The 23,439-nt window shown below is 42.4% G+C and carries 22 protein-coding genes; 16 read left to right on the top strand and 6 right to left on the bottom strand.

All coding sequences use genetic code 11. The annotated features are described in order from the left end of the window. The first annotated feature begins 215 nt into the window (after positions 1 to 215). Together pta and lipL are read left to right on the top strand one after the other, a co-directional pair. Entirely contained in the window at positions 216 to 1,187 is a 972-nt protein-coding gene (gene pta / locus AC2TFD_RS29690; RefSeq protein ID WP_484674667.1) for a phosphate acetyltransferase, read from the top strand. Between the two features lie 274 nt (positions 1,188 to 1,461). Further along, positions 1,462 to 2,292: an octanoyl-[GcvH]:protein N-octanoyltransferase gene (gene lipL, locus AC2TFD_RS29685; RefSeq protein WP_484674666.1), complete on the top strand. Its 831-nt coding sequence runs from the start codon at positions 1,462 to 1,464 to the stop codon at positions 2,290 to 2,292. A gap of 84 nt (positions 2,293 to 2,376) precedes the next feature. Here the strand turns inward: lipL and AC2TFD_RS29680 are convergent, their stop codons facing one another. Next, complete coding sequence (locus AC2TFD_RS29680; RefSeq protein WP_484674665.1) at positions 2,377 to 3,126, bottom strand: RsfA family transcriptional regulator; 750 nt, start codon at positions 3,124 to 3,126, stop codon at positions 2,377 to 2,379. 585 nt (positions 3,127 to 3,711) lie between these two features. On the opposite strand from AC2TFD_RS29680, the gene AC2TFD_RS29675 reads away from it, so the two are divergent. The 3 genes from AC2TFD_RS29675 to AC2TFD_RS29665 all read left to right on the top strand — a co-directional run bounded on the left by AC2TFD_RS29675 (position 3,712) and on the right by AC2TFD_RS29665 (position 5,891). After that, positions 3,712 to 3,933, top strand: coding sequence for a YuzB family protein (locus AC2TFD_RS29675; protein ID WP_179598768.1), 222 nt, complete (start codon positions 3,712 to 3,714; stop codon positions 3,931 to 3,933). 120 nt (positions 3,934 to 4,053) lie between these two features. Beyond that, positions 4,054 to 5,352: an HD domain-containing protein gene (locus AC2TFD_RS29670; RefSeq protein ID WP_335569570.1), complete on the top strand. Its 1,299-nt coding sequence runs from the start codon at positions 4,054 to 4,056 to the stop codon at positions 5,350 to 5,352. Positions 5,353 to 5,375: 23 nt separating this feature from the next. Next, positions 5,376 to 5,891, top strand: coding sequence for a YwgA family protein (locus tag AC2TFD_RS29665; RefSeq protein WP_484674664.1), 516 nt, complete (start codon positions 5,376 to 5,378; stop codon positions 5,889 to 5,891). A 333-nt stretch (positions 5,892 to 6,224) separates the two neighbouring features. On the opposite strand, the gene AC2TFD_RS29660 is transcribed toward AC2TFD_RS29665, so the two are convergent. Beyond that, positions 6,225 to 6,410 (bottom strand): 2-hydroxymuconate tautomerase, encoded by a 186-nt coding sequence (locus tag AC2TFD_RS29660; protein WP_045515968.1) that lies wholly within the window; start codon positions 6,408 to 6,410, stop codon positions 6,225 to 6,227. Positions 6,411 to 6,517: 107 nt separating this feature from the next. Here AC2TFD_RS29660 and AC2TFD_RS29655 point away from each other — a divergent pair, with 107 nt between their 5' ends. Then, positions 6,518 to 7,171, top strand: a complete 654-nt coding sequence (locus tag AC2TFD_RS29655) for a site-2 protease family protein (RefSeq protein ID WP_335508846.1) — start codon at positions 6,518 to 6,520, stop codon at positions 7,169 to 7,171. Positions 7,172 to 7,232: 61 nt separating this feature from the next. Beyond that, positions 7,233 to 7,742, top strand: a complete 510-nt coding sequence (locus AC2TFD_RS29650; protein ID WP_484674663.1) for a YwhD family protein — start codon at positions 7,233 to 7,235, stop codon at positions 7,740 to 7,742. Positions 7,743 to 7,864: 122 nt separating this feature from the next. On the opposite strand, the gene AC2TFD_RS29645 is transcribed toward AC2TFD_RS29650, so the two are convergent. Next, positions 7,865 to 9,928, bottom strand: coding sequence for a transglycosylase domain-containing protein (locus AC2TFD_RS29645; protein ID WP_484674662.1), 2,064 nt, complete (start codon positions 9,926 to 9,928; stop codon positions 7,865 to 7,867). 244 nt (positions 9,929 to 10,172) lie between these two features. On the opposite strand from AC2TFD_RS29645, the gene speE reads away from it, so the two are divergent. From speE to AC2TFD_RS29620, 5 genes are all read left to right on the top strand, one after another. Then, entirely contained in the window at positions 10,173 to 11,000 is an 828-nt protein-coding gene (speE, locus tag AC2TFD_RS29640) for a spermidine synthase (protein ID WP_335508852.1), read from the top strand. 286 nt (positions 11,001 to 11,286) lie between these two features. After that, a complete protein-coding gene (speB, locus tag AC2TFD_RS29635; RefSeq protein WP_335508854.1) occupies positions 11,287 to 12,159 on the top strand; it encodes an agmatinase in 873 nt (290 codons plus the stop codon). A gap of 147 nt (positions 12,160 to 12,306) precedes the next feature. Beyond that, positions 12,307 to 12,726, top strand: coding sequence for a YwiB family protein (locus AC2TFD_RS29630; protein WP_335508856.1), 420 nt, complete (start codon positions 12,307 to 12,309; stop codon positions 12,724 to 12,726). Beyond that, positions 12,723 to 14,393: an arginine--tRNA ligase gene (argS, locus tag AC2TFD_RS29625; protein WP_484674661.1), complete on the top strand. Its 1,671-nt coding sequence runs from the start codon at positions 12,723 to 12,725 to the stop codon at positions 14,391 to 14,393. Before AC2TFD_RS29630 ends, argS begins: the two co-directional genes overlap by 4 nt. A 192-nt stretch (positions 14,394 to 14,585) precedes the next feature. Then, positions 14,586 to 14,765 (top strand): H-type small acid-soluble spore protein, encoded by a 180-nt coding sequence (locus AC2TFD_RS29620; protein ID WP_335508861.1) that lies wholly within the window; start codon positions 14,586 to 14,588, stop codon positions 14,763 to 14,765. A gap of 330 nt (positions 14,766 to 15,095) precedes the next feature. Here the strand turns inward: AC2TFD_RS29620 and AC2TFD_RS29615 are convergent, their stop codons facing one another. From AC2TFD_RS29615 to cls, 3 genes are read right to left on the bottom strand one after another with little or no spacing between them, the layout of a single operon-like run. Beyond that, positions 15,096 to 15,266 (bottom strand): DUF4023 family protein, encoded by a 171-nt coding sequence (locus AC2TFD_RS29615; protein ID WP_484674660.1) that lies wholly within the window; start codon positions 15,264 to 15,266, stop codon positions 15,096 to 15,098. A 24-nt stretch (positions 15,267 to 15,290) separates the two neighbouring features. Further along, positions 15,291 to 16,247, bottom strand: coding sequence for a UV DNA damage repair endonuclease UvsE (gene uvsE, locus AC2TFD_RS29610; protein WP_484674659.1), 957 nt, complete (start codon positions 16,245 to 16,247; stop codon positions 15,291 to 15,293). A 15-nt stretch (positions 16,248 to 16,262) separates the two neighbouring features. Next, positions 16,263 to 17,465: a cardiolipin synthase gene (cls, locus tag AC2TFD_RS29605; protein ID WP_484674658.1), complete on the bottom strand. Its 1,203-nt coding sequence runs from the start codon at positions 17,463 to 17,465 to the stop codon at positions 16,263 to 16,265. A gap of 204 nt (positions 17,466 to 17,669) precedes the next feature. Here cls and AC2TFD_RS29600 point away from each other — a divergent pair, with 204 nt between their 5' ends. From AC2TFD_RS29600 to AC2TFD_RS29585, 4 genes are all read left to right on the top strand, one after another. Then, positions 17,670 to 19,769 (top strand): (Fe-S)-binding protein, encoded by a 2,100-nt coding sequence (locus AC2TFD_RS29600; RefSeq protein WP_484674657.1) that lies wholly within the window; start codon positions 17,670 to 17,672, stop codon positions 19,767 to 19,769. Between the two features lie 215 nt (positions 19,770 to 19,984). Continuing rightward, positions 19,985 to 21,172, top strand: a complete 1,188-nt coding sequence (locus AC2TFD_RS29595) for an acetyl-CoA C-acetyltransferase (RefSeq protein ID WP_335508869.1) — start codon at positions 19,985 to 19,987, stop codon at positions 21,170 to 21,172. Between the two features lie 221 nt (positions 21,173 to 21,393). After that, on the top strand, positions 21,394 to 22,245 hold the full coding sequence (locus AC2TFD_RS29590; RefSeq protein WP_335508872.1) for a 3-hydroxybutyryl-CoA dehydrogenase: 852 nt from the start codon (positions 21,394 to 21,396) through the stop codon (positions 22,243 to 22,245). A 15-nt stretch (positions 22,246 to 22,260) separates the two neighbouring features. Then, on the top strand, positions 22,261 to 23,391 hold the full coding sequence (locus tag AC2TFD_RS29585; protein ID WP_484674656.1) for an acyl-CoA dehydrogenase: 1,131 nt from the start codon (positions 22,261 to 22,263) through the stop codon (positions 23,389 to 23,391). Positions 23,392 to 23,439: the final 48 nt, after the last annotated feature.

Below are 23,439 nucleotides of genomic sequence, written 5' to 3'. Positions count from 1 at the left end.
TCATTCTTATTATTTACAATCTTTACTATATCATAGTTTGACCAAGTGAAGCTCGAATAAACACCATGGATATTTTTTTAAAAAAAGGTAAATAGTAAAAGGGTAGTGTGAGTTTTTTGAATAGAAGAACATTTACGGTGAAAACGCTGCCTTAGTTGAATTTTTCAACAGGTAAAGTATGCTAAAAGAGGAAGATTTATTAGGGAGGATTTAATGTGGCAGATTTATTTGAAGGCTTAAAACAAAAATTAGCTGGCCGGGATATGAGGATTGTTTTTCCTGAAGGCTTGGATGAACGGATTGTGAGAGCGGCAAGCAGACTTGCGGAGGAAAAGAGATTAATTCCTATTTTAATTGGGAACATTGAACAGGTTCAGTCAAAGGCCGCAGAGCTTGGTGTTTCCTTAGAGGCAGCGGAAATTTATGACCCAGCTAATTATGCAGGTATGGACGAGCTTGTGGCTTCGTTTGTGGAACGTCGTAAAGGGAAAGCAACAGAAGAAGAAGCACGTAAAATTCTATTAGATGAAAATTATTTTGGCACTATGCTTGTACATACAAATAAAGCAGATGGCTTGGTAAGCGGTGCAGCTCATTCTACCGCAGATACGGTTCGTCCGGCATTGCAAATTATTAAAACAAAGGAAGGCGTCAAGAAAACATCCGGTGTCTTCATCATGGTTCGTGAAAATGAAAAGTATGTTTTTGCCGATTGTGCGATCAATATTGCTCCTGATAGCAATGATTTAGCGGAAATCGCGGTGGAAAGTGCAAAAACAGCGAATATGTTTGATATCGAACCGCGGATTGCCATGCTAAGCTTCTCAACAAAAGGTTCTGCGAAGTCTCCTGAAACCGAAAAAGTTGCAGGGGCAGTAGAAGAAGCAAAACGCCGTGACCCATCTTTAGTGATTGATGGCGAGTTCCAATTTGATGCAGCGTTTGTACCTTCTGTTGCCAAGAGTAAGGCACCAGATTCACCGCTTCAAGGGGACGCGAATGTGTTTATTTTCCCGAGTCTTGAGGCTGGAAATATCGGCTACAAAATTGCTCAGCGTTTAGGCGGATTTGAAGCAGTCGGACCAATCCTTCAAGGATTAAACCGCCCTGTTAACGATCTATCACGCGGCTGTAATGAGGAAGATGTATATAAACTTGCATTAATCACTGCAGCGCAGGGATTATAAGCAGTGTTTTGAGGTCAGTCCACCGTTGTGGGCTGGCTTTTTTGTGGTGGGTATTTTTGTTTTGGACAAATTTTCGTAGGTTATGGACATTTTTGGTGGGGGTTTGGACTTTTTTAAAAGGTTATTGGACAAAATCCACTGACTTTTGGACGTTTTTTCAACTGTTTTAGACAATTAGACATTGATTGGAAAAGTCCTGCAGTATCAGGAACTATTTTAAATGGATTCATTTTGCTAAAATATATATATTATTCATTTTGAGGAGATAAACACTATGGAAGGTTTGCTTCAACAGCACGAATGGCGAATAATTGATCAGTCTTCGTTAGGCAGCCAATTTCACGCCTTACAGTCATTTGGCACCGATGATACCTTGTGTGCTTCTGTTGGGTCGGGGCAGGCACCGGCAACTGCCAGAACATGGGTCCATCACAATACGATTGTCCTTGGGATACAAGATACCAAGCTGCCGTTTTTAAAAGAAGGAAGGCAATACCTTAGCACGCAGGGCTATCAGTCTATTGTAAGGAACTCAGGCGGTTTAGCTGTGGTCCTTGACGAAGGCGTATTAAATATTTCGTTGATACTGCCGGAAAAGGAAAAAGGAATCGATATCAACCGCGGCTATGATACCATGTGGCAGCTCATTCAAAACATGTTTGCGGAATTCAATCAATTAATTGAGGCAAGAGAAATCGTCGGATCTTACTGCCCAGGAAGCTATGATCTGAGTATTGATGGGAAAAAGTTCGCTGGTATTTCGCAGCGGCGCCTCAAAAAAGGGGTAGCTGTTCAAATCTATTTATGCGTGAATGGCAGCGGCAGTGCGCGGGCAGCACTGATCCAGAAATTTTACGAGATTGCCAAGAACAAGCAGGAGACAAAATTAACCTATCCGGAAATTGTACCGGAAGTGATGGCCTCTCTATCTGAGCTGCTTGGCAGGGAATTTACCGTCTCCGATGTCATGCTTCGGCTGTTAACCCAATTAAAAAACAACAGTGACCACCTTTACGCCGGACAGCTAAATGAGCTCGAATTAGACCTCCTCCCCGGCTATTATCAGAGAATCATCGAACGTAATAAAAAGCTGGATGAAATGTAAAAAGCCGTAAATCTGACTGGATTTACGGCTTTTCCTTAAGAGGATATTGTCCTTCTCCCGATTATTCTTGAAGGCGCTTCCGCCTTATTCCGCGACTTTCTCTAAATTCCCATTTCGGTCCATTTTAAATTTTGTCGCAGGTCTTTCTTCTTCCTCGAACAATACCAGCTTGCGCGCACGGTTCATGATCTTCATGAGTGTCTCGTAATCTTCTTGGATGGTTTCGGTGTTTTGCTCAAGACCCTCAATTTTTGCAGACATTTCTTCATTTTGCTTGCGCAACTCTGCAATTTCGCGTTTCAATCTTTCATTCTCACTTTTTAATGCTTCATTTTGAAGATTGGAATGATTAAAGTTTTGTAAGAAATCAATAACGCTGTCAATTGATAAACCAGATGACGCAACTGGTGTTGGTACAGTTCTGTAAGTTGGAACTGTTGGCTTTACATAGGTTTCAGATGCAGCTTCAGTTGATAAATCTGGCATTTCCATACTAGTCTCCATAGGCATTTCTACGGATGTTGATAGTGTTTCGAAATCAGTTGTTGATGGGACTGGAGGATTATAGAGTAACTTTTTCTTTCCTCCTTGGTCTTTCCCTAAAACTCTTTGTCTTTGTTTCCGTTGCTTTTTTGCTAATTGTAAGGCTTTTTCGTAGCGATGGCGCACAACGGCATTCCATCTGAATCCACAGGCTGCAGACGTCCGATTTAACTTGTCGCCTACCTCTTCAAACGCGTTCAACTGGGTACTGCCTTCACGTACATGGCGAAGGACCGTTTCAGCTAACAATAGATCATCTTCATCTGTCCAAGCATCTTGACGAACTTTCATATCTTTCAACTCCCTTAATAAATAATGATAATGAACTCATGACGAGTTTTTAAAAGTTCTAGTCTTATCTTGGACAAGATATTCAAGCTTTATACCAAAATCTTGCAAGGATAATAGTTTTTTTAAATGAAAGAGTTACAAGGATTGCTAAAGCTCAACTTTGGTGCTTTTTGGAACAAAATTTAAGAAAAGAGCCTGCAAACTAAATCTTAAGCGCAAAATAGCCTTTTGCACGTTAAAATCGGCTTTAAGATTTTAACAACGAAGCTTATTAAACAGCCATTGCTAAAGATTGCAACTTGCAATAGGTGAATAGAAATTGTAAAATACCTAAGGAGTTAAACCGTAAATATATTGGATAAAATAGTAGTAATAGATAAGAAAAGCGCAAGCGCCCTGTTCAGCGGCGTATGGCCTGGAGCGCTCCAACTGAGATAATGGAAACACGAAGAGCCGGAGGCGCATTCGTGCTTGACTTATCGTAGGGCGGAGAGCGAAGGACACTAGCCGCTAGGGCGCTGGAGCTGGACAGTTATCAAAGTTCAAAAACTTATACTATCTTACTTTTTAGAAAGGGTGGAAGTAATGTCAAATGAATTCCGCGTGTGTGATGATTGTCAGGCCGTGAATCTAAAGACATTAATCCCTCGTTTGAAAGAATTGGATCCTGAAGCTGAAATTAAAATTGGCTGCCAATCCTATTGTGGACCTGGCCGGAAAAAAACATTTGCCTTTGTCAATAATCGTCCGGTTGCTGCCCTAACGGAAGAGGAATTAATGGAGAAAGTAAATAAAAAGTTAAAATGATCACCTATGACTAGCGAGCCTTAGGTGATTTTTATTTTCATCTTAATGTCGAAAAATCCTGCAGAAAATTGTTGGAAATTGGGATATAATAGAAGAAAGTTTAGAGGAAGAGGGAAGAGAATGCGATATTCGGCGGAAAAACTGAATGAAGAAAAAGTGTTTAAAGACCCTGTTCATCGCTACGTACACGTACGTGACCGTGTGATTTGGGATCTGGTCGGAACAAAAGAGTTTCAACGTTTACGCCGTATCAAACAGCTTGGTACCACCTTTTTGACCTTTCACGGTGCAGAGCACAGCCGTTTCAACCATTCTCTCGGAGTATATGAAATTGTCCGCCGCATCATTGACGATGTGTTTGCAGGCAGACCGGAATGGAATGATGAGGATCGTCTCCTTACGCTATGTGCCGCACTCCTCCACGATTTGGGGCATGGCCCATTTTCCCATTCATTTGAAAAAGTGTTTGACTTCGATCATGAAGAATTTACCCAAGCTATCGTATTAGGAAATACGGAGGTTAATGCGATCTTAAAAAAGGTAAGTCCAGATTTTCCTCAGCAAGTGGCAGAAGTCATTGCGAAAACATCGGCAAAAAAACTGGTCATCAGTTTGATATCCAGCCAAATTGATGCCGATCGGATGGATTATCTGCAGCGCGATGCGTATTTTACTGGGGTAAGCTATGGGCAATTTGATATGGAGAGAATTCTTCGCGTTATGAGACCGAAGGAAGATCAAGTGGTCATTAAAAAAAGCGGAATGCATGCCGTTGAGGATTATATTATGAGCCGCTATCAGATGTATTGGCAGGTTTATTTCCACCCTGTATCCCGCGGTGCGGAGGTCATTTTATCAAAAATTCTCCACCGTGCGAAGCAGCTATATGAAAACAATTATTCTTTTAAATATGAACCGATTCACTTTTATACTTTCTTTACCAATCAGGTAACGTTAGAAGACTATCTAAAGTTAGATGAATCGATTATTTTGTTTTATTTTCAAATTTGGCAGGAAGAAGCTGACCCGATAATAAGTGATCTTTGCCGGCGCTTTGTAAACCGCAATTTATTTAAATATGCCGAATTTGACCCTGCAAAGGAATATAAGAAGCTCGCAGAACTAACGAGGATGTTTGAAAAAGCAGGGATTGACCCGGAATATTATTTAGTGGTCGATTCATCGTCCGACTTACCATACGATTTTTATCGTCCAGGTGAAGAAGAGGAACGGCTGCCGATTCATTTATTAATGAAAAATGGGGAATTACGAGAGCTTTCCCGGGAGTCGGAAATTGTTGACGCCATTTCTGGTAAACGGAGAACGGACCATAAGCTGTATTTCCCTGCTGATTTTTTAGAGGACGACTCCTCAAAAAAAGAGATTAAGAAACAAATACGTGCTTTATTAGAGATATAACCTTGGATTAGGAGATGAGGAGTGTGTTAAAAGACCACGCCAAACTGATGCAGGCGATTTTAGTATCCGGAGAAATTATCGGGAGAAAAAAGCTGCAAAAGATGATATATATTGCAAAAAAGGTGGAATTTCCATTTCAAGAGCGGTTTCAGTTTCATTTCTATGGTCCTTATTCGGAAGAGTTAACATTACGGGTCGAAGAGCTGTGCAATATGGGTTTTCTCAATGAGGTCAAGGAGAAAAAAGGCGGTTACTTTCAATATCGTTACACCCTGACAGACACGGGAAAAGAGTTTTTAAGCTTGAACGTAGTGGATATGCCGTTTTTACAGGATTGTCTTGGAGATATGAACGAACAAAATGCTAGATTCCTCGAGCTTGTTTCGACTGTTTTATATTTTGATAATCTATCAAAGGAAGAGGTAGCTGAAAAGGTATTTACCTTAAAGAGCAGCCAGAAATATACAGAGGAAGAAATTGACCAGGCTTACGCTTATATTGAATCGCTGAAAGAAAAAGCAAAGCTAACTGTTCAATAATGGAAAAGCGTCTGTGTCTTTGAATTTATGTTCAAAGATACAGACCCTTTTTTAATTAAAAATAAATATGAATTTTTCAACTTTGAGAATTGTCTAGCGCAAGCAGCCTAGGGGCTCGGGTCATAAGCTTGTCTAGTTTCGGCTCCTTGGGACTCGAGTCATAAGCCGCCCCCTGAAGAAGGCAAAGAGCGCCTTCTTGCAGGGTTCGTCTTATGACTTCGTCCCAGAGCAGTCGCCTCCACATTTCTGACAATCCGTCAAGAAGGTTAAAGAACAACCTTCTCGCCGGCTCGTCTTATGCCTGTCGCCCCTGGACGAGGCGCTTCCGCTTTTCTATTTATCGCTTGCTCTTACACCCGCGACTCCGTAATGTTCTTTTTGCATTTCTTCAATGAAAACGACAACGGCTTCTTTAGGGGCTCCGGTTGTTTCGCTGACAGCATCCGTCACTTTTTCAACGAGTGCTCTCTTTTGGTCGTCGGTACGTCCTGGCAGCATTTTTACTGTAACATATGGCATGGTTTACTCCTCCTTTGATTACTACAAAGATAGTTTAGCAAACATTTTCATTTTATATCCAGTTTAAGGTATACTTATAGGAAAAAAGAGGAGAAGGGGAAACGAATTTGGAAGGATTTCTTGCCTATTCACTGAGGGACATTCCCTATGTCGCGATTACGTTAATGATTGCGTTTACGTTTCATGAATTTGCTCATGCCTACGTTGCCTATAAATTCGGGGATCATACGGCACAAAAGCAGGGGCGATTGACATTAAATCCGCTTAAGCACCTAGATCCATTTGGGACGATATTAATTTTCATTGCTGGATTTGGCTGGGCTCGTCCTGTGCCAGTAAACCGCTTTTTCTTTAAAAAGCCGCGCCTCGCAGGGGTGTTGGTCTCTGTTGCAGGACCACTTAGTAATTTAGTATTGGCGCTGATCGGATTTTTAGCTGGGTATGGATTAGCGCGAACTGGATTGGGAGCAAATCTGACAGGTTTTTATGAATTCCTGGATATTTTTAATTGGCTCAACCTAGTTCTGTTTGTATTTAATTTATTACCATTCCCGCCATTAGATGGCTACCGAATTTTGGAGGATTTGGCGCCGAACGATATCCGGGCAAGAATGACGCAATTTGAACAGTACGGTGTATTGATCTTTCTGATTTTGGTCATTACTCCTCTTGACCGCTACACCATCCAGCCGATTTTCCAATTCATACTTCCTGGACTATGGGAAGGAATCGATCTTTTCTTTTATAATTTGTTTTTTTAACTTGACTAGCGCAAGCAGCCTAGGGGCTTACGCATTACTATATAGGAGGTTTCGAGTTTTAATGGAAGAAAATAAGAAGAAATTAGGCTTTAATATAATTAAACCGGACCCGACAGATGGACATAAGGGCTTTGGCAAAGGGGCTTTGAGCCTTGATAATGTTTCTCCTGTAATTATTGATGTTGATGCCGGTGACGCGATCATAGATGTCGGCGCAATGCACGCGCGCAGTGTGGTTGAGAAGGGAATTAAATTCCTGAAGACCAAGGAAGAAGTTCCAAATGCGAAACCTTATTGGCTTGTATGGGTAACGGTGGATCGAAAACAAGAGGGTCCTTATTATGCGGGGGTGACGGCCTGCGAAATGACAGTCGACCGGGAAATTCGCCGCGGTTATAAATCCCTGCCTGAGCACGTCAACCGCATGGATAAATCGTTAAAAAGACATATCATCGTCGACCATATGGATGATAAATCAAAAAAAATCTTATCAGATTTCCTGAAAAATCATAATCAAGATATGTGGAATCATTCGACAGAGGAATTGAAAAAGGGGTTAGCAGTGGAATAAAATATTTTTACAATAGCATTTTTTAGTAATTCGTTGTAAAATTATATACAGTGTGTAAACACTGTAAGACTAGGACAGGAAAAGCTCCGGGGCTTAAATCGCTTCCCGGAGCTTTTCTCATTTTACCAGTTAAATATCCTCTTATACCAAGGGTCCTTTGGATCCTTTTTATTTTTTACAGGCTTTTCATTATTATGCTCTAAATGATCGATGCAGTATTCGGTTGGTTCGGTGCCTGCCACGAAATAGGTAAAGCGGCGGACAGGACAGTCCTTTGAAGCAAGCTTGCCGTTTTCAGGATTGACGTAAACCCCTTTAACTCCCTCTTTCGGAGGGGTAAATCCTTTAACAGGCTTACCCTTCAAGGATTCCTCCATGAACTTTGCCCAGATGTTTTTTGCGTAGCTTTTTTCAGCCGTAAGGGTAATCGGCTTACCAACATCATGACCTGCCCAAACAGCGGTAACCAGCTGCGGAGTAAATCCAATCATCCAGCTGTCTGTTTCCGTTGAACCGGATTTCCCCGCATAAGGACGAGTGATATCATCAATAAGGGAGTTGCCGGTAACCTTCGCATAGCCATTCAGCTTCTTATCAAACATCCCTGTCATCATTTGTGTCATGACAAAAGCTTTAGCTGGATCTAACACCTTTTCGGCTTCGGGATTACTTTCATAGATAACATTTCCATTATAGTCTTCTACTTTTGTAATCAATGTTGGCGTAACCTTTTTTCCGCCATTGGCAAATTGGCTGTAAGCATTTGCCATTTCGATGACCCGGACTCCTGAAGTTCCTAAGGCAAGTGACGGAACTTCATCCATTTTCGTCGATATCCCAAATTTTTTCACCGTTTTGATTAATGTTTCCGCACCTATAAAAAGATGCGTTTTGACAGCGTAAATATTATCAGAAACAGCAAGTGCCTGGGCTAGGGTAATTTCCCCGTCGGCATACTTATTATTAAAGTTATGCGGTGCATATTCTGACCGATTATCATCCATTTTGAAGGTCGTTTTTTCACTTCTTAATGTGGAGGATGGTGTGAATCCTTGACTAAGCGCCGCATAGTATAGGAGCGGCTTAATGGTTGAGCCGGGCTGCCTGACAGCTTGAACAGCTCGGTTAAATGGACTTTGTTCATAATCGCGTCCGCCCACCATCGCACGTACATGACCATTTTTCGGATCCATGGCAATCAGACCGACTTGAATTTCTGAATCACTTGCAATGGTTTCTTGAATTTGTTTTTCGGCTGCTTCCTGCTGCTTCAGATCAAGCGTTGTATAAACCTTTAGTCCGCCGAGAGCAATCGTTTGTTCATTAAGCTTAAGCTGATTTTTCAAGGCGTTTTTAACAGCGTCCTGAAAGTAAGGGGCTGCTTCTACCGTTTTATGTGGATGTTTACCGACAAAAGTAGGTACAGTTTCCTTTGCCTTTTGGGCTGTCTCTTTGTTTATATAGTCATTTTCAATCATTGAGTTTAGAATAATGGTTTGACGCTTTGTCGCATTTTCCAATGATGCTAACGGTGAATATAGACCAGGTCCTTTTGGAACACCTGCTAACATCGAGCTTTCAGCAAGGGATAATTCAGAAGCATTCTTTCCAAAATAAAATTGGCTGGCTGCCTGAACACCATAAGCACCGTGACCATAGTAGATGGTGTTTAAATAGCCTTCAAGAATTTCTTCTTTCGAATAATTCATCTCAATCCGTATTGCATAAAAGGCCTCATGTAGTTTCCGCGCCCATGTTTTGTCGTGCTCTAGAAAGAGATTTCGTGCATATTGCTGGGTAATGGTACTGGCTCCCTGAACCTTTGCCATTGCCTTTACGTCTGCAAGGAGGGCACCGGCAATTCGTTTATAGTCAAAACCATTATGGTCATAAAAATTTTTATCTTCTATTGAGATGGTGGCATTGATTAAATCTGGCGAGATTTCTTCGAGGGGTACCCAATACCGTTTTTGACCGCTATTGCTCTCGCCTATCAGGGTTCCGTCACTTGAAAAGAATAAAGTAGATTGAGGAACAGCAAGCGGCGGAGCACCGAGAATTTTGGCATAACCAAGAATTCCAAGAAAAACAATCATCATACAGCCAAAGCCTATCAAACTAATGAAAATAAACGCACGTAAGTATTTAATTGTTTTTCGAAACCCATGATTTGTTATCAATTCCACAGCAATACCCTCCTTCACCAAATTTGAAAAATCACATTCACATTTTTTCAGAAAAATCCCATAGTAATAGTATTGAAACAAAACCAAGTTTTTAAACGACTAAATAGAAATTTTTTCTAGGGTTTTGATAGATTTTGCTAGACTTTTCTTTATGTTTGTAATTCAATAGTTTGGGTACTATAAAAATGGAATGATTTGATAACGATGGATGCTTAATAAAACAGTATGTGGAAGGATGATGAGGATGTCGATTTGGTTCACAGAGAAACAAACCGAAAACTTTGGAATCACCATGAAAATAAATAGAACTTTACATACGGAGCAAACAGAGTTCCAAAAGCTTGATATGGTGGAAACAGAAGAATGGGGCAATATGCTTCTTTTAGATGACATGGTTATGACCTCTGTGAAGGACGAATTTGTTTACCACGAAATGGTGGCACACGTTCCATTATTCACACATCCAAATCCTGAAAATATTTTAGTTGTTGGCGGCGGCGATGGTGGCGTTATTCGTGAGGTCTTAAAGCACCCAAGCGTGAGAAAGGCAACGCTGGTCGATATTGATGGCAAGGTAATTGAGTACTCGAAAAAATATTTACCTGAGATTGCAGGTAAGCTTGATGACCCACGAGTAGATGTGCGTGTTGATGACGGCTTTATGCATATTGCAAAAAGTGAAAATGAGTATGACGTGATCATGGTAGACTCCACTGAGCCAGTAGGGCCGGCGGTAAACTTATTTACAAAAGGGTTCTATGCGGGAATCTCGAAGGCGTTAAAAGAAGATGGCATCTTTGTGGCGCAGTCCGATAATCCTTGGTTCAAGGCAGATTTAATTCGCAGCGTCCAGCGTGACGTCCGCGAAATCTTCCCGATTACTCGTCTGTATGTAGCAAACATCCCAACATACCCAAGCGGACTATGGGCATTCACCATCGGATCCAAAAAATACGACCCGCTAGAAGTAAGCGAAGACCGCTTCCACGAAATCGAAACCAAATACTATACCAAAGAACTGCACAAAGCAGCATTCGTCTTGCCAAAGTTTGTTGGGGACTTGGTGAAATAGACGCGGTGATAGAGTAGTGGTGACAGTGTTGCGGTGACAGTTGATGCGGTGACAGGCACCGCCCGTGGACACTGTCCATCTCAGGCGGACAGTTAGTGACTGAAACGATTAAAATATGGGGACGACGGTCGTTATAAACTGTTTATAGTGACCGAAATGAGTATGAAATAGGGATTATGGTCACTATAGAGAGCTTATAGTGACCGTAATCTGGTTGAAATTGAAATAAGGTAACATAGAGGTTTATCTGATTTATTACATATACATATAAGGTGAGGTTAGAAAGATGCGTTTTGATGAGACTTACTCTGGTAATGTGTTTATAAAGAGTCATCCGAGTTTTGAGGAGAGCAGGGTTGTGCTTTACGGTATGCCGATGGACTGGACGGTGAGTTTTCGTCCGGGGTCCCGCTTCGGTCCTGCTCGTATTCGTGAAGTATCAGTTGGTTTGGAGGAGTACAGCGCCTATCTAGATCGTGAGCTGGAAGACGTGAAATATTTTGATGCCGGCGATATACCGCTTCCTTTTGGGAATGCGCAAAGGAGCTTGGATTTGATTGAAGAGTTTGTGGATCAAGTTTTGGCTGCTGGTAAATTTCCTTTTGGCATGGGCGGCGAGCATTTGGTATCTTGGCCAGTTATGAAGGCAGTTCATAAGAAATACCCTGATTTAGCGATCATTCATATGGATGCTCATACGGATCTTAGAGAGAACTATGAAGGCGAACCATTATCGCACTCCACTCCGATTCGCAAAATTGCTGAACATATCGGGCCGAAAAACGTGTATTCGTTTGGTATCCGCTCTGGTATGAAAGAAGAATTCGAATGGGCGAAAGAGAACGGCATGCATATTTCTAAATTTGAAGTCCATCAGCCATTAAAAGAGGTACTTCCAGAGCTAGAAGGACGTCCTGTTTATGTCACGATTGATATCGATGTGCTAGATCCTGCGCATGCGCCGGGAACAGGTACGGTGGACGCTGGAGGGATTACCTCTAGGGAGCTGCTTGCCTCCATTCATGAAATTGCCCGCTCTGGTGTCAATGTTGTCGGCTGCGACCTTGTTGAAGTCGCACCTATTTACGATTCATCAGAACAAACAGCGAACACGGCAAGTAAGTTAATTCGTGAAATGCTGCTTGGCTGGGTGGAATAAAAATTTTTTTGGTGCCTGTCCCAATCGAGGGGCAGGCATCTTTTGAATTGTGTGGTTTCTATATGTATAATGATAAAAGTGTGCAATTAGAAAAATTCAAATAGCCTGTAATAGGTTCATTTTTTAAAAAAAGGGTGTGCGTTTCGTTTGTCAATCCCTGAATTACCAGTGAAAATTAATGTAAAAACGACCATTGACCAAGATGAGACTTTTGAATTGTTGGTATTTGGTACATACTTTGAAAAAGGAAATACGGCCTATCTTCGCTACGAGGAAGCGATGGAAGAAGGAAGTGTCCGGACGATTGTGAAAATGGGCAGCGAGGAAGCCTTGATTTTACGCGGCGGTGCGGTTAAGATGCGCCTGCCATTTGAAGTGAATCGTAAGTTGAAAGGCAATTATGAAATGCCGTTTGGTCAGTTCGCAACAGACACAATGGCCAAGAGGATGGACTATTCCTATGAAAGTGGTAAAGGGCGCTTCAGTGTTCTGTATGATTTTTCAATGGAAGGTGCACCGGCGAATACATATGAGTTAGAAATAGCGTTTCAGGAGGAAAAAGGATGAACATTGTTGAACAGGTTCAAAGTAGATTAAAAGAGGAAATTCGGGCTGCGGTTGTGAAGGCAAATCTGGCAACAGAAGAGCAGATTCCAGATGTGATTTTGGAGATACCGAAGGAAAAGGCACATGGGGATTATTCCACCAACATGGCGATGCAGCTGGCTCGTGTTGCAAAGAAGGCGCCGCGCATGATTGCAGAAGCGCTGATTGAGAATTTCGATCATTCCAAAGCCTCAATTGAAAAAATTGAATTGGCGGGCCCAGGGTTTATTAACTTTTATATGAACAATGCGTACTTAACGGATTTGATTCCGACGGTTCTTGAGGCAGGAGAAAAGTACGGGGAAACAAACGCTGGAGGCAAGGAAAAGGTTCAAGTCGAGTTTGTTTCAGCCAATCCAACCGGTGACCTTCACCTTGGGCATGCACGTGGTGCTGCGGTCGGTGATTCACTTTGCAATATTTTAGCGAAAGCAGGCTATGACGTTTCTCGCGAGTACTATATTAATGACGCAGGTAATCAGATTAATAATCTTGCCAAGTCGGTAGAGGCACGTTATTTTCAAGCGTTGGGTCAAGATAAGTCAATGCCGGAAGACGGCTACCATGGAGCGGATATCATTGGAATTGGGAAGTCACTTGCAGAAGAGTTTGGCGATAAGTATGTGAACGTGGATGAGCAGGAACGGTTTGAATTTTTCCGTGAGTACGGGTTGAAATACGAAATGGCGAAATTGCAGAAGGACCTTGAGGACTTCCGTGTCTCATTTGATGTTTGGTACTCTGAAACATCCCTTTATAAAAATGGAAAGATTGATGAGGCATTAAAAGTGCTTCGTGAGCGCGGCTATATTTATGAGGAAGAGGGCGCAACCTGGCTAAGTTCAACCGATTTCGGCGACGATAAGGACCGCGTGCTCATCAAGCAGGATGGATCATATACGTATTTGACGCCGGATATTGCTTACCATAAGGACAAGCTTGACCGCGGTTTTGAAAAGCTGATCAATATTTGGGGAGCAGACCACCATGGTTACATCCCGCGGATGAAGGCGGCAATTCAGTCACTAGGTTATGGTGCAGACGCCCTCGAGGTCGAAATCATTCAGCTTGTACACCTTTATAAGAACGGCGAGAAGATGAAGATGAGTAAGCGTACGGGTAAAGCCGTAACGATGCGTGATTTGGTCGATGAGGTCGGCCTCGACGCCACTCGTTATTTCTTTGCGATGAGAAGCGCTGATACCCATATGGACTTTGACTTAGATTTAGCGGTATCGGAATCGAATGAAAACCCTGTGTATTATGCTCAATATGCGCATGCGCGGATTTGCAGCATCTTGCGTTCAGGTGAAGAGCAAGGAATTACAGTGGATAAACATGCTGATTTTTCATTAATCGGCGCTGAAAAAGAGATTGAATTATTGAAGAAGCTTGGCGAGTTCCCGCAGGCGGTTGGGGAGGCGGCGTTGAAGCGCGTGCCGCACCGCATCACGAACTATATCATGGAATTGGCGTCAACCTTCCATAGCTTTTACAATGCGGAAAAAGTGCTCGACAGCGAGCAGCCAGAGCGCACTAAGGCGCGCCTCGCGTTAATCAAAACCGTACAAATCACACTGCGCAACGCCCTCGCGTTGATCGGTGTCTCAGCTCCAGAAAAAATGTAAAATTGGTATGGCCCCCTTTAAGGGGGCTATTTTTATTGGGCGGCTATTTTTACTATTTACCTCTGCGTGAAGTGTCCATCTGGGGTGGAAAGTGTCCATGAGCGGTGACAGGCACCAATTATTCATCACTGCATATTTGACCGTTTTTTGGTAAATATTATTAAGGTAATTTTATGATGAGGAGTGGCCCTGATGAATGTAGGTAGAGCGAAGGAAATTGCAGAGTCTATGGAGTCTTATAATGTTACTTATGAGGGAAGTTCAGTAATCATTCAGCATGTGGATGAAAATACGAAGATGGCGCGGATTTATGCAAAGTCAGATCCGGAGAATGAACGGGAAGTTCCAGTGTTAAATCTTATTGAAGAGTAGAAAAGAGTCTCCTGCAGAAGGCAACGGGTTCTCTTTAAGGGCAAAATACTGAAACAGGGTACAAAATCGCAATGATTTTTCGTACCCTGTTTTTTATTGAACTATCAACGTTTTTAATCAAACGAAATTTAACTAGAAGATTGCTTACCAAATAAAAAATTGTGAATATATATTAATTTGTATTAGATCTTCGGGCAGAAGAAGGCAAAATTCCCTCGTTTGAGTCTAAAGTCAAAATACAAGAAAAAGCATGGCGACTTCTTATCGAATACCATGCTTTTTCATTTAACTTTTGCACCTTAAAAGAGATTCCATTACACCTATTTCCTATTACACACCTTGTGAATGTTTATGGTTTGGCAATTTGCTTTCCGGGTCGTTATTGCCTTGCTTTCTATTTTTTTCTTGCTTTTTTTGGTTTTCGGCTAATTTTTGTACGAATTGGCTGGTGCTTTCCATCGACAATCCCTCCTTGTGTGAATCTGTTGTTACTTTAACCATTCCTCCTTGAAAAAATGCTGGGAGTTATTTCACCTCAATGGCTGCCCCGCTGATTCGTTTGAAACCGCGCACCTTACTCGTTTCCTCGACCAATCTCAATGTTGCTTGGTCTTTTGCCTTCGCCTCAATCATAAAATCTACATCCTGTCCGAAATCCTTCAGCATTTTTACAAATGGCAGAATAAATTCGAGGTCAACATAGTCGGCGTGAGACCGAAATTCCTTTTCGCCCTTAGGCGAGGAAATATGGATTTTCGGAACGAGGTCAACATGGTCCCATGTCTTAAAAATCCGCGGTATTAACTCCTCAAGCGGTGGTTCACAAAGGTTGGCCATGTGGTGATGAAAGTCAAACACAAATGGCACCTTTTCCTTTTCACAGGCAATCAGTGTTTCCTCTGTATTATAGGTTTTGTCGTCATTCTCCAAGGTCATGGCGCGTTTGATATGGAGCGGCAGCTTTTTTAGGTTTTCGTGAAACCGGACAATCGTTTCCAACTTATCCCCGTAAGCACCGCCAATATGAATATTCATCATGCCCCGGTCCTCGACGCCCATGGCTTCAAACATTCGATAATGATATTCCATATCGATGACGGCATTATCGGTTATTTTCACCTGGGGAGAAGTAAACAAAGTGTATTGATTGGGATGAAAGCTAACCCGTAAATGATGTTTTTTGATTAATTGCCCTAATTCCTTCCACTGTTTCTTAAAGGGAGTTACAAAGTCCCAAAACACCTCGGGATGCGTGGCTAACGGTACAATCGAACTTGAAAGCCGGTACAACTCAATTTCATGGGCAAGATTAAAATAAAACATTCGGAGCGTATGGGCTAAATTGAGTCGTGTGAGCTCTAGCAGTTTATTTTTACGCTCTTTCTCCGATAACTGCTGATAGCGTGTAAATGTTAGTGTCTTCGACGGTGAAGCGTCCCAGAGAGTGATGGCCGTCGATACATAGCCGAAGCGGATTTTCATGAAACAAACTCCTTACTATAAAAAGAATGAAATTGTACCGGCAATGCCTTCCTTTATGGACCTGAGAATGTTTCGCTTATTTAGGTCATTCAGCCTCAATGGTTTTGAATCAAGAACATCTTTATGGAGGACATCCCTAAACCGATCTACAAAGGCAGGGTCATAAAAATAGCAATTAATTTCTTTGTTTAAAAATAAACTTCTTTTATCAAAATTAGCCGTACCGATATCACACAGATGATCGTCAATGATGATTGATTTTGCATGGTAAAAACCATTCTTATACTGAAAAACCTGTGCTCCTGCTTTTAGCATCAAACGTAAATAACGGTATGAAGCCTCTTGTACAAGCATATGGTCAGTTATATAGGGCACAACAATGGTAATCTTAATGCCGCGCTGTGCCGCACGAAGCAGTTCATCGATGAGTTTTTTGCTTGGAATAAAATACGGAGTACCAATGGTAATCGACTTTTTTGCGTTTAGAATTAAGTGGAAATACTTATCTTCAAGGCGGCCTGCCTCCGTTGGAACAAGTTGATGTGGTACCGTCCCTTTGGGCTGCTCAGGAGCATAACGAGAATCAACTACCACATGGTCAGAAGCGTATTCATTCCAATCAATAAAAAATTCACGTTGCAGGTACGGCACACTTTCGCCGGTAATTTTTAAATGATAATCACGCCAGGGACTCAGCTTCGGATCTTGGTCGATATATTCTTTGCCAACATTAAAGCCGCCAAGATAACCAATTTTGCCATCAATAATTGAAATCTTACGGTGGTTCCGCACCTGGGAGGAATAAAAAAGGAATGGAAGCCGTAATCGATTGCTAAAGGCAAATTCAACACCTGCACTACGCAATTCTTTTATTGCCGGCTTTTTCACTTGATAACTGCCAACCCGGTCGACCAGCAGCCTGACTTCGACACCTTCCTTGGCTTTTTCTTTTAAAATATCGAAAAACTGCTGGCCAAAATGATCATCCCTAACGATGTAAAAGAGGATATGAATATGGCTTCGTGCCATTTTCAATTCATGAAAGTAATCAGCAAACAGTCCTTTTCCATGCGGGAAAATATCAAAGTTTCCGTATAGAATCGGGGTTTCCCGTTTGTTGAAAAAGGAGCGATGCCTTTTTCTCCCGATGGAAAGATCAAGATAAAACCAAACAATGATAAGAAGTATAAGAGCGATTACTATGGATGGTAAATTCATTCAGTACCGTCCTCCAATCCTAACTTTTATGTTTTCCAAACAGAGCTTATAGTATGAATCAAAAGAATTAGTGAAAAAACCCTTTGACTGAATGCTCATTCATTATATAATAGGTTTAATAGTAGTCAGAAAATTTTACTGTTTTCAAAATTTTCTACTAAAACCAAACAATTGGATATTACAAAACAAAGGGGGCGTTAATGAATGAATGGGCTTTTATGGGTGAATCTCATTGCATTTCTTGCTGTAACCGCTTACGCAGTCAGTCTGTTCGTTTACGTGGTTAAAACAAGGATTGCATTCATTAAGCTGGGGAAAAAGGTTGAGTTTGACAACAAGGTGAAAGACCGAATGCAAAAAATTTGGGTCAACGTATTTGGGCAGAAGAAACTGTTAAAGGACAAAAAAAGTGGAATCATGCATGTGATGTTCTTTTATGGATTTATCCTCGTCCAATTTGGTGCGATTGATTTTATCTGGAAAGGGTTAGTACCAGGATCTCATTTGCCTTTGGGACCGCTGTATGCTGGGTTTACTTTTTTCCAAGAAATCGTCACACTGATGATTTTAGTTGCTGTTATTTGGGCATTTTACCGACGTTATGTTGAAAAGCTTGTCCGTCTGAAACGCAATTTTAAATCGGGGCTTGTACTGATTTTTATTGGCGGATTAATGCTTTCTGTACTTGTCGGTAACGGAATGGGCATCATCTGGCATGGCCATGAAGCCACATGGACAGAGCCAATTGCCTCATTGATTGCGATTATTTTTTCAGGAATTGGTGAAACAGCTTCGATTGTCATTTTTTATGTCGCTTGGTGGGTGCACCTGCTATTCTTATTAACCTTCTTAGTCTATGTTCCGCAATCCAAACACGCACACTTAATTGCCGGACCGGCAAATGTTTATTTTAACCGTTTAGAGAAACCAGGTAAGTTGAAGAAGGTCGATTTTGAGGACGAGTCCCAAGAATCCTTTGGGGTTGGGAAGATTGAAGATTTTACACAGCACCAAATGATTGATTTTTATGCTTGTGTGGAATGTGGACGCTGTACGAATATGTGTCCAGCAACAGGTACAGGTAAAATGCTGTCACCGATGGATTTAATCGTGAAAATGCGTGACCATTTAACGAATCATGGTGCCGCTGTTACCTCAAAACAGCCGTGGGTGCCGACTTTCGCGTTTGGCAACACCACTGGTAACCAAATCGCATTGGCTGCAAGTGGTCAAGGTGCCCAAGAATCAGCAGCTACACTTGCATACAATCCAAGCTTAATTGGCGATGTAATTACCGAAGAAGAAATCTGGGCGTGTACAACCTGCCGAAACTGTGAAGACCAATGTCCGGTTATGAACGAACACGTCGATAAAATTATCGACCTGCGCCGCTATCTTGTTTTAACAGAAGGTAAGTTAGACGCTGACGCTCAGCGCGCGATGACCAACATTGAACGTCAGGGTAATCCGTGGGGCTTAAACAGAAAAGAGCGCGAAAGCTGGCGTGAGGTTCGTGAGGATGTTGAAATCCCAACAGTAAAAGAGATGAACAAAAAAGGCGAAGAGTTCGAATACTTATTCTGGGTTGGATCAATGGGATCCTATGATAACCGCAGCCAGAAGATAGCCCTTTCCTTTGCAAAGCTCCTAAATGAAGCAGGCGTTAAGTTTGCCATTTTAGGGAATAAAGAGAAAAACTCAGGCGATACACCACGCCGTCTTGGCAATGAGTTCTTGTTTCAAGAGCTTGCAACAAAGAATATCGAGGAGTTTGAAAAGGCTGAGGTTAAGAAAATTGTCACGATTGACCCGCATGCCTACAATATTTTCAAAAATGAATACCCTGACTTCGGTTTAGAGGCAGAGGTTTATCATCATACCGAGGTTCTTTATGAACTGGTTCGTGACGGAAAGCTTGTACCTAAACATGCCGTCAATGAAAAGATTACCTTCCATGACTCTTGTTATTTAGGACGTTACAACGATGTTTATGATCCGCCAAGGGAGATCTTGAAATCAATCCCAGGTGTGCAGCTTGTGGAAATGGAAAGAAACAGAGAGACCGGAATGTGCTGTGGCGCTGGCGGCGGTTTGATGTGGATGGAAGAAGAAACAGGTCACCGCATAAACGTTTCTAGAACAGAGCAGGCACTTGCCGTTAATCCTTCAGTGATCAGTTCCGGATGTCCATACTGCTTAACAATGTTATCTGACGGAACAAAGGCGAAAGAAGTAGAAGAAAAGATTTCTACTTATGATGTGGCCGAATTGTTAGAAAAAGCAGTTTGTGGGGAAGTAGCTTAGGCGCTAGAGCTATACAAGTGTTCAGGCAGAAGTTGAATGTTTAATTAATTCATAAAATTTTGAGAATTTTTTGTAAAACAATTCAATTTTTGCCTTTTTTTATGTAAAATAGATAGTGGATAGGAAAACGTTTTCGGTTAAATTTTTTTTCGTTCTATTTCGAGCGAGCGTTCAGTCGGTAATGATTTAAAGCGATAAAAGGGAGAGTGTTTCACATGGGAAGATCAGTCATATTAAGCGGAGTTCGAACACCTTTTGGAAAGTTTGGCGGCTCTCTTAGCAGCTTAACGGCTTCACAGCTTGGCGGTATTGCAGTTAAAGAGGCGATTGCACGCGCTGGTCTAAATCCGGAAGAGGTCCAGGAAGTCATTTTAGGGACTGTTTTACAAGGAGGACAAGGACAAATTCCATCACGCCAAGCAGCGAGGGAGGCAGGACTTTCTTGGGAAGTAAAAACAGAAACCATTAATAAGGTGTGTGCCTCTGGGATGCGGAGTGTTACGCTCGGTGATCAAATTATCCGAGCTGGTGATGAAGAGGTGATTGTAGCCGGTGGAATGGAATCGATGAGCAATGCGCCATATATTCTGCCGAAAGCTCGCTGGGGCTTAAAAATGGGCGATTCGTCTGTAAAGGATTTAATGGTCCACGATGGTTTGAGCTGCAGCTTCACTGGCGTTCATATGGGAACATACGGGAATTCTACTGCAGAGGAAATGGAAATCAGCCGTGAAGCACAGGATGAATGGGCATTAAGAAGTCATCAGCGGGCAGTTGCTGCCATTGAAAACGGAATTTTTGCAGAAGAAATCGTATCTGTCACCGTACCTCAGCGAAAAGGGGCGCCGGTTGTCGTTGAACATGATGAATCACCACGAAAAGACACCTCTATTGAAAGACTTTCAAAATTAGCACCTGTGTTTAACTTTGACGGCACGATTACGGCCGGAAATGCACCTGGTGTCAATGATGGTGCGGCGGCACTCGTCATTATGAGTGAAGAAAGAGCGCAACGAGAAGGCCGAAAGCCGGAAGCGGTGATCTTAGGTCATGCAGCAGTAGCCGTCGAGGCAAAGGACTTTCCACAAACACCGGGACTTGTCATCAACAGCTTATTGAAAAAGACCGGGAAAACAGTAGACGAGATTGACTTGTTTGAAATTAACGAGGCGTTTGCAGCCGTAGCATTGGCGAGCAGTCAAATTGCCGGACTTGATACCGAAAGGCTTAATGTTAATGGCGGTGCGGTCGCATTGGGACACCCAATTGGAGCGAGTGGAGCTCGTATCATTATCACGTTAATGCACGAATTGAAGCGCCGCGGCGGTGGAATTGGTATTGCCGCGATCTGCAGCGGCGGCGGTCAGGGCGATGCGGTTATGATCGAGGTGCCAAGGAGTTAATTTTTTTCCAGATAATGTCTAATTGTCCAAAAGGACTTGATTTTTAGCCAAAACAGCTTGGAATTTGTCCAAAAGCCGGTAAAAATTGTCCAAAACACTTGGGAAAATAGCCAAAACACTAAGAAAAATGGCCAAAACCAAAATCATCGAAAAAGCTAGCTAGGTATTTTTTAAAAAAAAGGGGCTTGAACAATTTTCAGGCCCCAATCGGAGGGGAAGCAATGAAGGTTCAAAAGATAATGGTAATTGGAGCAGGTCAAATGGGGTCTGGAATTGCCCAAGTTTGTGCTCAAGCAGGCTATCAGGTTTATTTGAATGACTTAAAGCCTGAATTTGTCGAGCGTGGCTTAGGGGTTATCAGCAAAAATCTTTCACGGAATGTAGCAAAAGGCAAAATGACAGAAGAACAAAAACAGGAAGTCCTTCAGCAAATTTCCGTATCCACTGACTTACATGATGCCCGTGAGGTCGACCTCGTTATTGAGGCAGCAGTTGAAAATATGGAAATCAAAACAAAAATCTTCGCACAGCTAGATGAAATCACACCAACAGAAGTAATTTTAGCAAGCAATACATCCTCACTACCCATCACAGAAATAGCTGCAGCTACTAAACGCCCGGAAAAAGTAATCGGAATGCATTTTATGAATCCAGTACCTGTTATGAAACTTGTAGAGATCATTCGCGGATTGGCAACATCTGATGAAGTTTATCAAGTGATTGAAGATATGACGAAAACATTGGGGAAGGTACCAGTTGAAGTAAATGACTTTCCTGGATTCGTTTCGAACCGAATTCTGCTGCCGATGATCAATGAAGCGATCTACACCCTTTACGAAGGAGTGGCAACGAAGGAAGCAATCGATGAAGTAATGAAGCTTGGAATGAATCACCCAATGGGTCCGTTGACCTTAGCCGATTTTATTGGTCTTGATACATGCCTTTATATTATGGAAACCCTGCATGAAGGCTTTGGCGACGATAAGTACCGTCCATGCCCGCTGCTGCGTAAGTACGTGAAAGCCGGCTGGCTTGGCAAGAAATCCGGTCGAGGCTTCTACACATACGAATAGTTTGGAGATGAAACTATGAATCTTAGATTTACAGAAGAGCAGGAAATGATGCGGAAAATGGTTCGTGATTTTGCGGAGAACGAAATTGGCCCGTTTGTACAGCGAATGGAGCAGGGCGAATTTCCTGGTGAAATTCTTTGTAAAATGGGCGAGCTTGGTTTGATGGGCATTCCGGTTCCAGAGAAGTACGGCGGTGCCGAGATGGATTTTGTCTCCTACATCATTGCAATTAATGAGCTTTCTAGGGTTAGCGCGACGGTTGGAGTTATCCTTTCCGTTCATACATCTGTCGGAACCAATCCGATCCTGTATTTTGGGTCGGATGAGCAAAAGGGGCGATTTTTACCGAAGCTGGCATCAGGTGAGTATTTGGCGGCATTTTGTTTAACAGAGGCGGGCTCAGGTTCAGATGCAAAAAGCATGAAATCCCGCGCGGTAAAGAAGGATGATCATTATGTGATCAATGGCTCGAAGATGTTTATCACAAATGGCGGGGAAGCCGATGTTTACATTGTTTTTGCTTCGACAAATCCTGAATTGGGCAGCAAAGGAATCTCCGCCTTTATCGTGGAAAAAAATTCACCCGGCCTTGTGATTGGCAAGGATGAACATAAAATGGGACTCCATGGCTCAAGAACGCTGCAGCTTTCTTTTGAAGATATGCGTGTTCCTGTGGAGAATCTGCTTGGCCAAGAAGGCGAAGGATTTAAAATTGCAATGGCCAACCTGGATGTGGGTCGAATTGGGATTGCGGCACAAGCGCTGGGCATTGCCGAAGCTGCATTAGACGCAGCTGTTCAGTATGCGAAAGGTCGCGTGCAGTTCGGTAAGCCAATTGCGGCACAGCAAGGGATTGGCTTTAAGCTGGCGGATATGGCTACCAATGTGGAAGCCGCCAGACTATTACTCTATCGGGCAGCGGATTTACGTGCACAAGGATTAAAGTGCGGGCTGGAGGCCTCAATAGCAAAATTATTTGCCTCGAAAACAGCAGTAGAAACCGCGACGGAAGCAATTCAGGTGTTTGGCGGTTATGGCTATACAGAAGATTATCCAGTCGAACGCTACTTCCGCGACGCAAAAGTAACTGAGATTTATGAGGGAACCAGTGAGATTCAGCGGATTGTGATTAGTAAGTATCTTTGAATTGTAGATATCTTACTGGAATGTGTAGATACCTAGGCAAAATGTAGA

The organism is Neobacillus sp. plas4 (assembly GCF_057221695.1).
This window is presented reverse-complemented; position numbering and strand designations above follow the sequence as displayed.

Bases quoted from the DNA above. Each gene is read 5' to 3' on its own strand.
- lipL (WP_484674666.1), top strand. From the start codon at position 1,462: ATGGAAGGTTTGCTTCAACAGCACGAATGGCGAATAATTGATCAGTCT.
- AC2TFD_RS29680 (WP_484674665.1), bottom strand. From the start codon at position 3,126: ATGAAAGTTCGTCAAGATGCTTGGACAGATGAAGATGATCTATTGTTA.
- AC2TFD_RS29675 (WP_179598768.1), top strand. From the start codon at position 3,712: ATGTCAAATGAATTCCGCGTGTGTGATGATTGTCAGGCCGTGAATCTA.
- AC2TFD_RS29670 (WP_335569570.1), top strand. From the start codon at position 4,054: ATGCGATATTCGGCGGAAAAACTGAATGAAGAAAAAGTGTTTAAAGAC.
- AC2TFD_RS29660 (WP_045515968.1), bottom strand. From the start codon at position 6,410: ATGCCATATGTTACAGTAAAAATGCTGCCAGGACGTACCGACGACCAA.
- AC2TFD_RS29650 (WP_484674663.1), top strand. From the start codon at position 7,233: ATGGAAGAAAATAAGAAGAAATTAGGCTTTAATATAATTAAACCGGAC.
- speE (WP_335508852.1), top strand. From the start codon at position 10,173: ATGTCGATTTGGTTCACAGAGAAACAAACCGAAAACTTTGGAATCACC.
- speB (WP_335508854.1), top strand. From the start codon at position 11,287: ATGCGTTTTGATGAGACTTACTCTGGTAATGTGTTTATAAAGAGTCAT.
- argS (WP_484674661.1), top strand. From the start codon at position 12,723: ATGAACATTGTTGAACAGGTTCAAAGTAGATTAAAAGAGGAAATTCGG.
- AC2TFD_RS29620 (WP_335508861.1), top strand. From the start codon at position 14,586: ATGAATGTAGGTAGAGCGAAGGAAATTGCAGAGTCTATGGAGTCTTAT.
- AC2TFD_RS29615 (WP_484674660.1), bottom strand. From the start codon at position 15,266: ATGGTTAAAGTAACAACAGATTCACACAAGGAGGGATTGTCGATGGAA.
- uvsE (WP_484674659.1), bottom strand. From the start codon at position 16,247: ATGAAAATCCGCTTCGGCTATGTATCGACGGCCATCACTCTCTGGGAC.
- cls (WP_484674658.1), bottom strand. From the start codon at position 17,465: ATGAATTTACCATCCATAGTAATCGCTCTTATACTTCTTATCATTGTT.
- AC2TFD_RS29600 (WP_484674657.1), top strand. From the start codon at position 17,670: ATGAATGGGCTTTTATGGGTGAATCTCATTGCATTTCTTGCTGTAACC.
- AC2TFD_RS29595 (WP_335508869.1), top strand. From the start codon at position 19,985: ATGGGAAGATCAGTCATATTAAGCGGAGTTCGAACACCTTTTGGAAAG.
- AC2TFD_RS29590 (WP_335508872.1), top strand. From the start codon at position 21,394: ATGAAGGTTCAAAAGATAATGGTAATTGGAGCAGGTCAAATGGGGTCT.
- AC2TFD_RS29585 (WP_484674656.1), top strand. From the start codon at position 22,261: ATGAATCTTAGATTTACAGAAGAGCAGGAAATGATGCGGAAAATGGTT.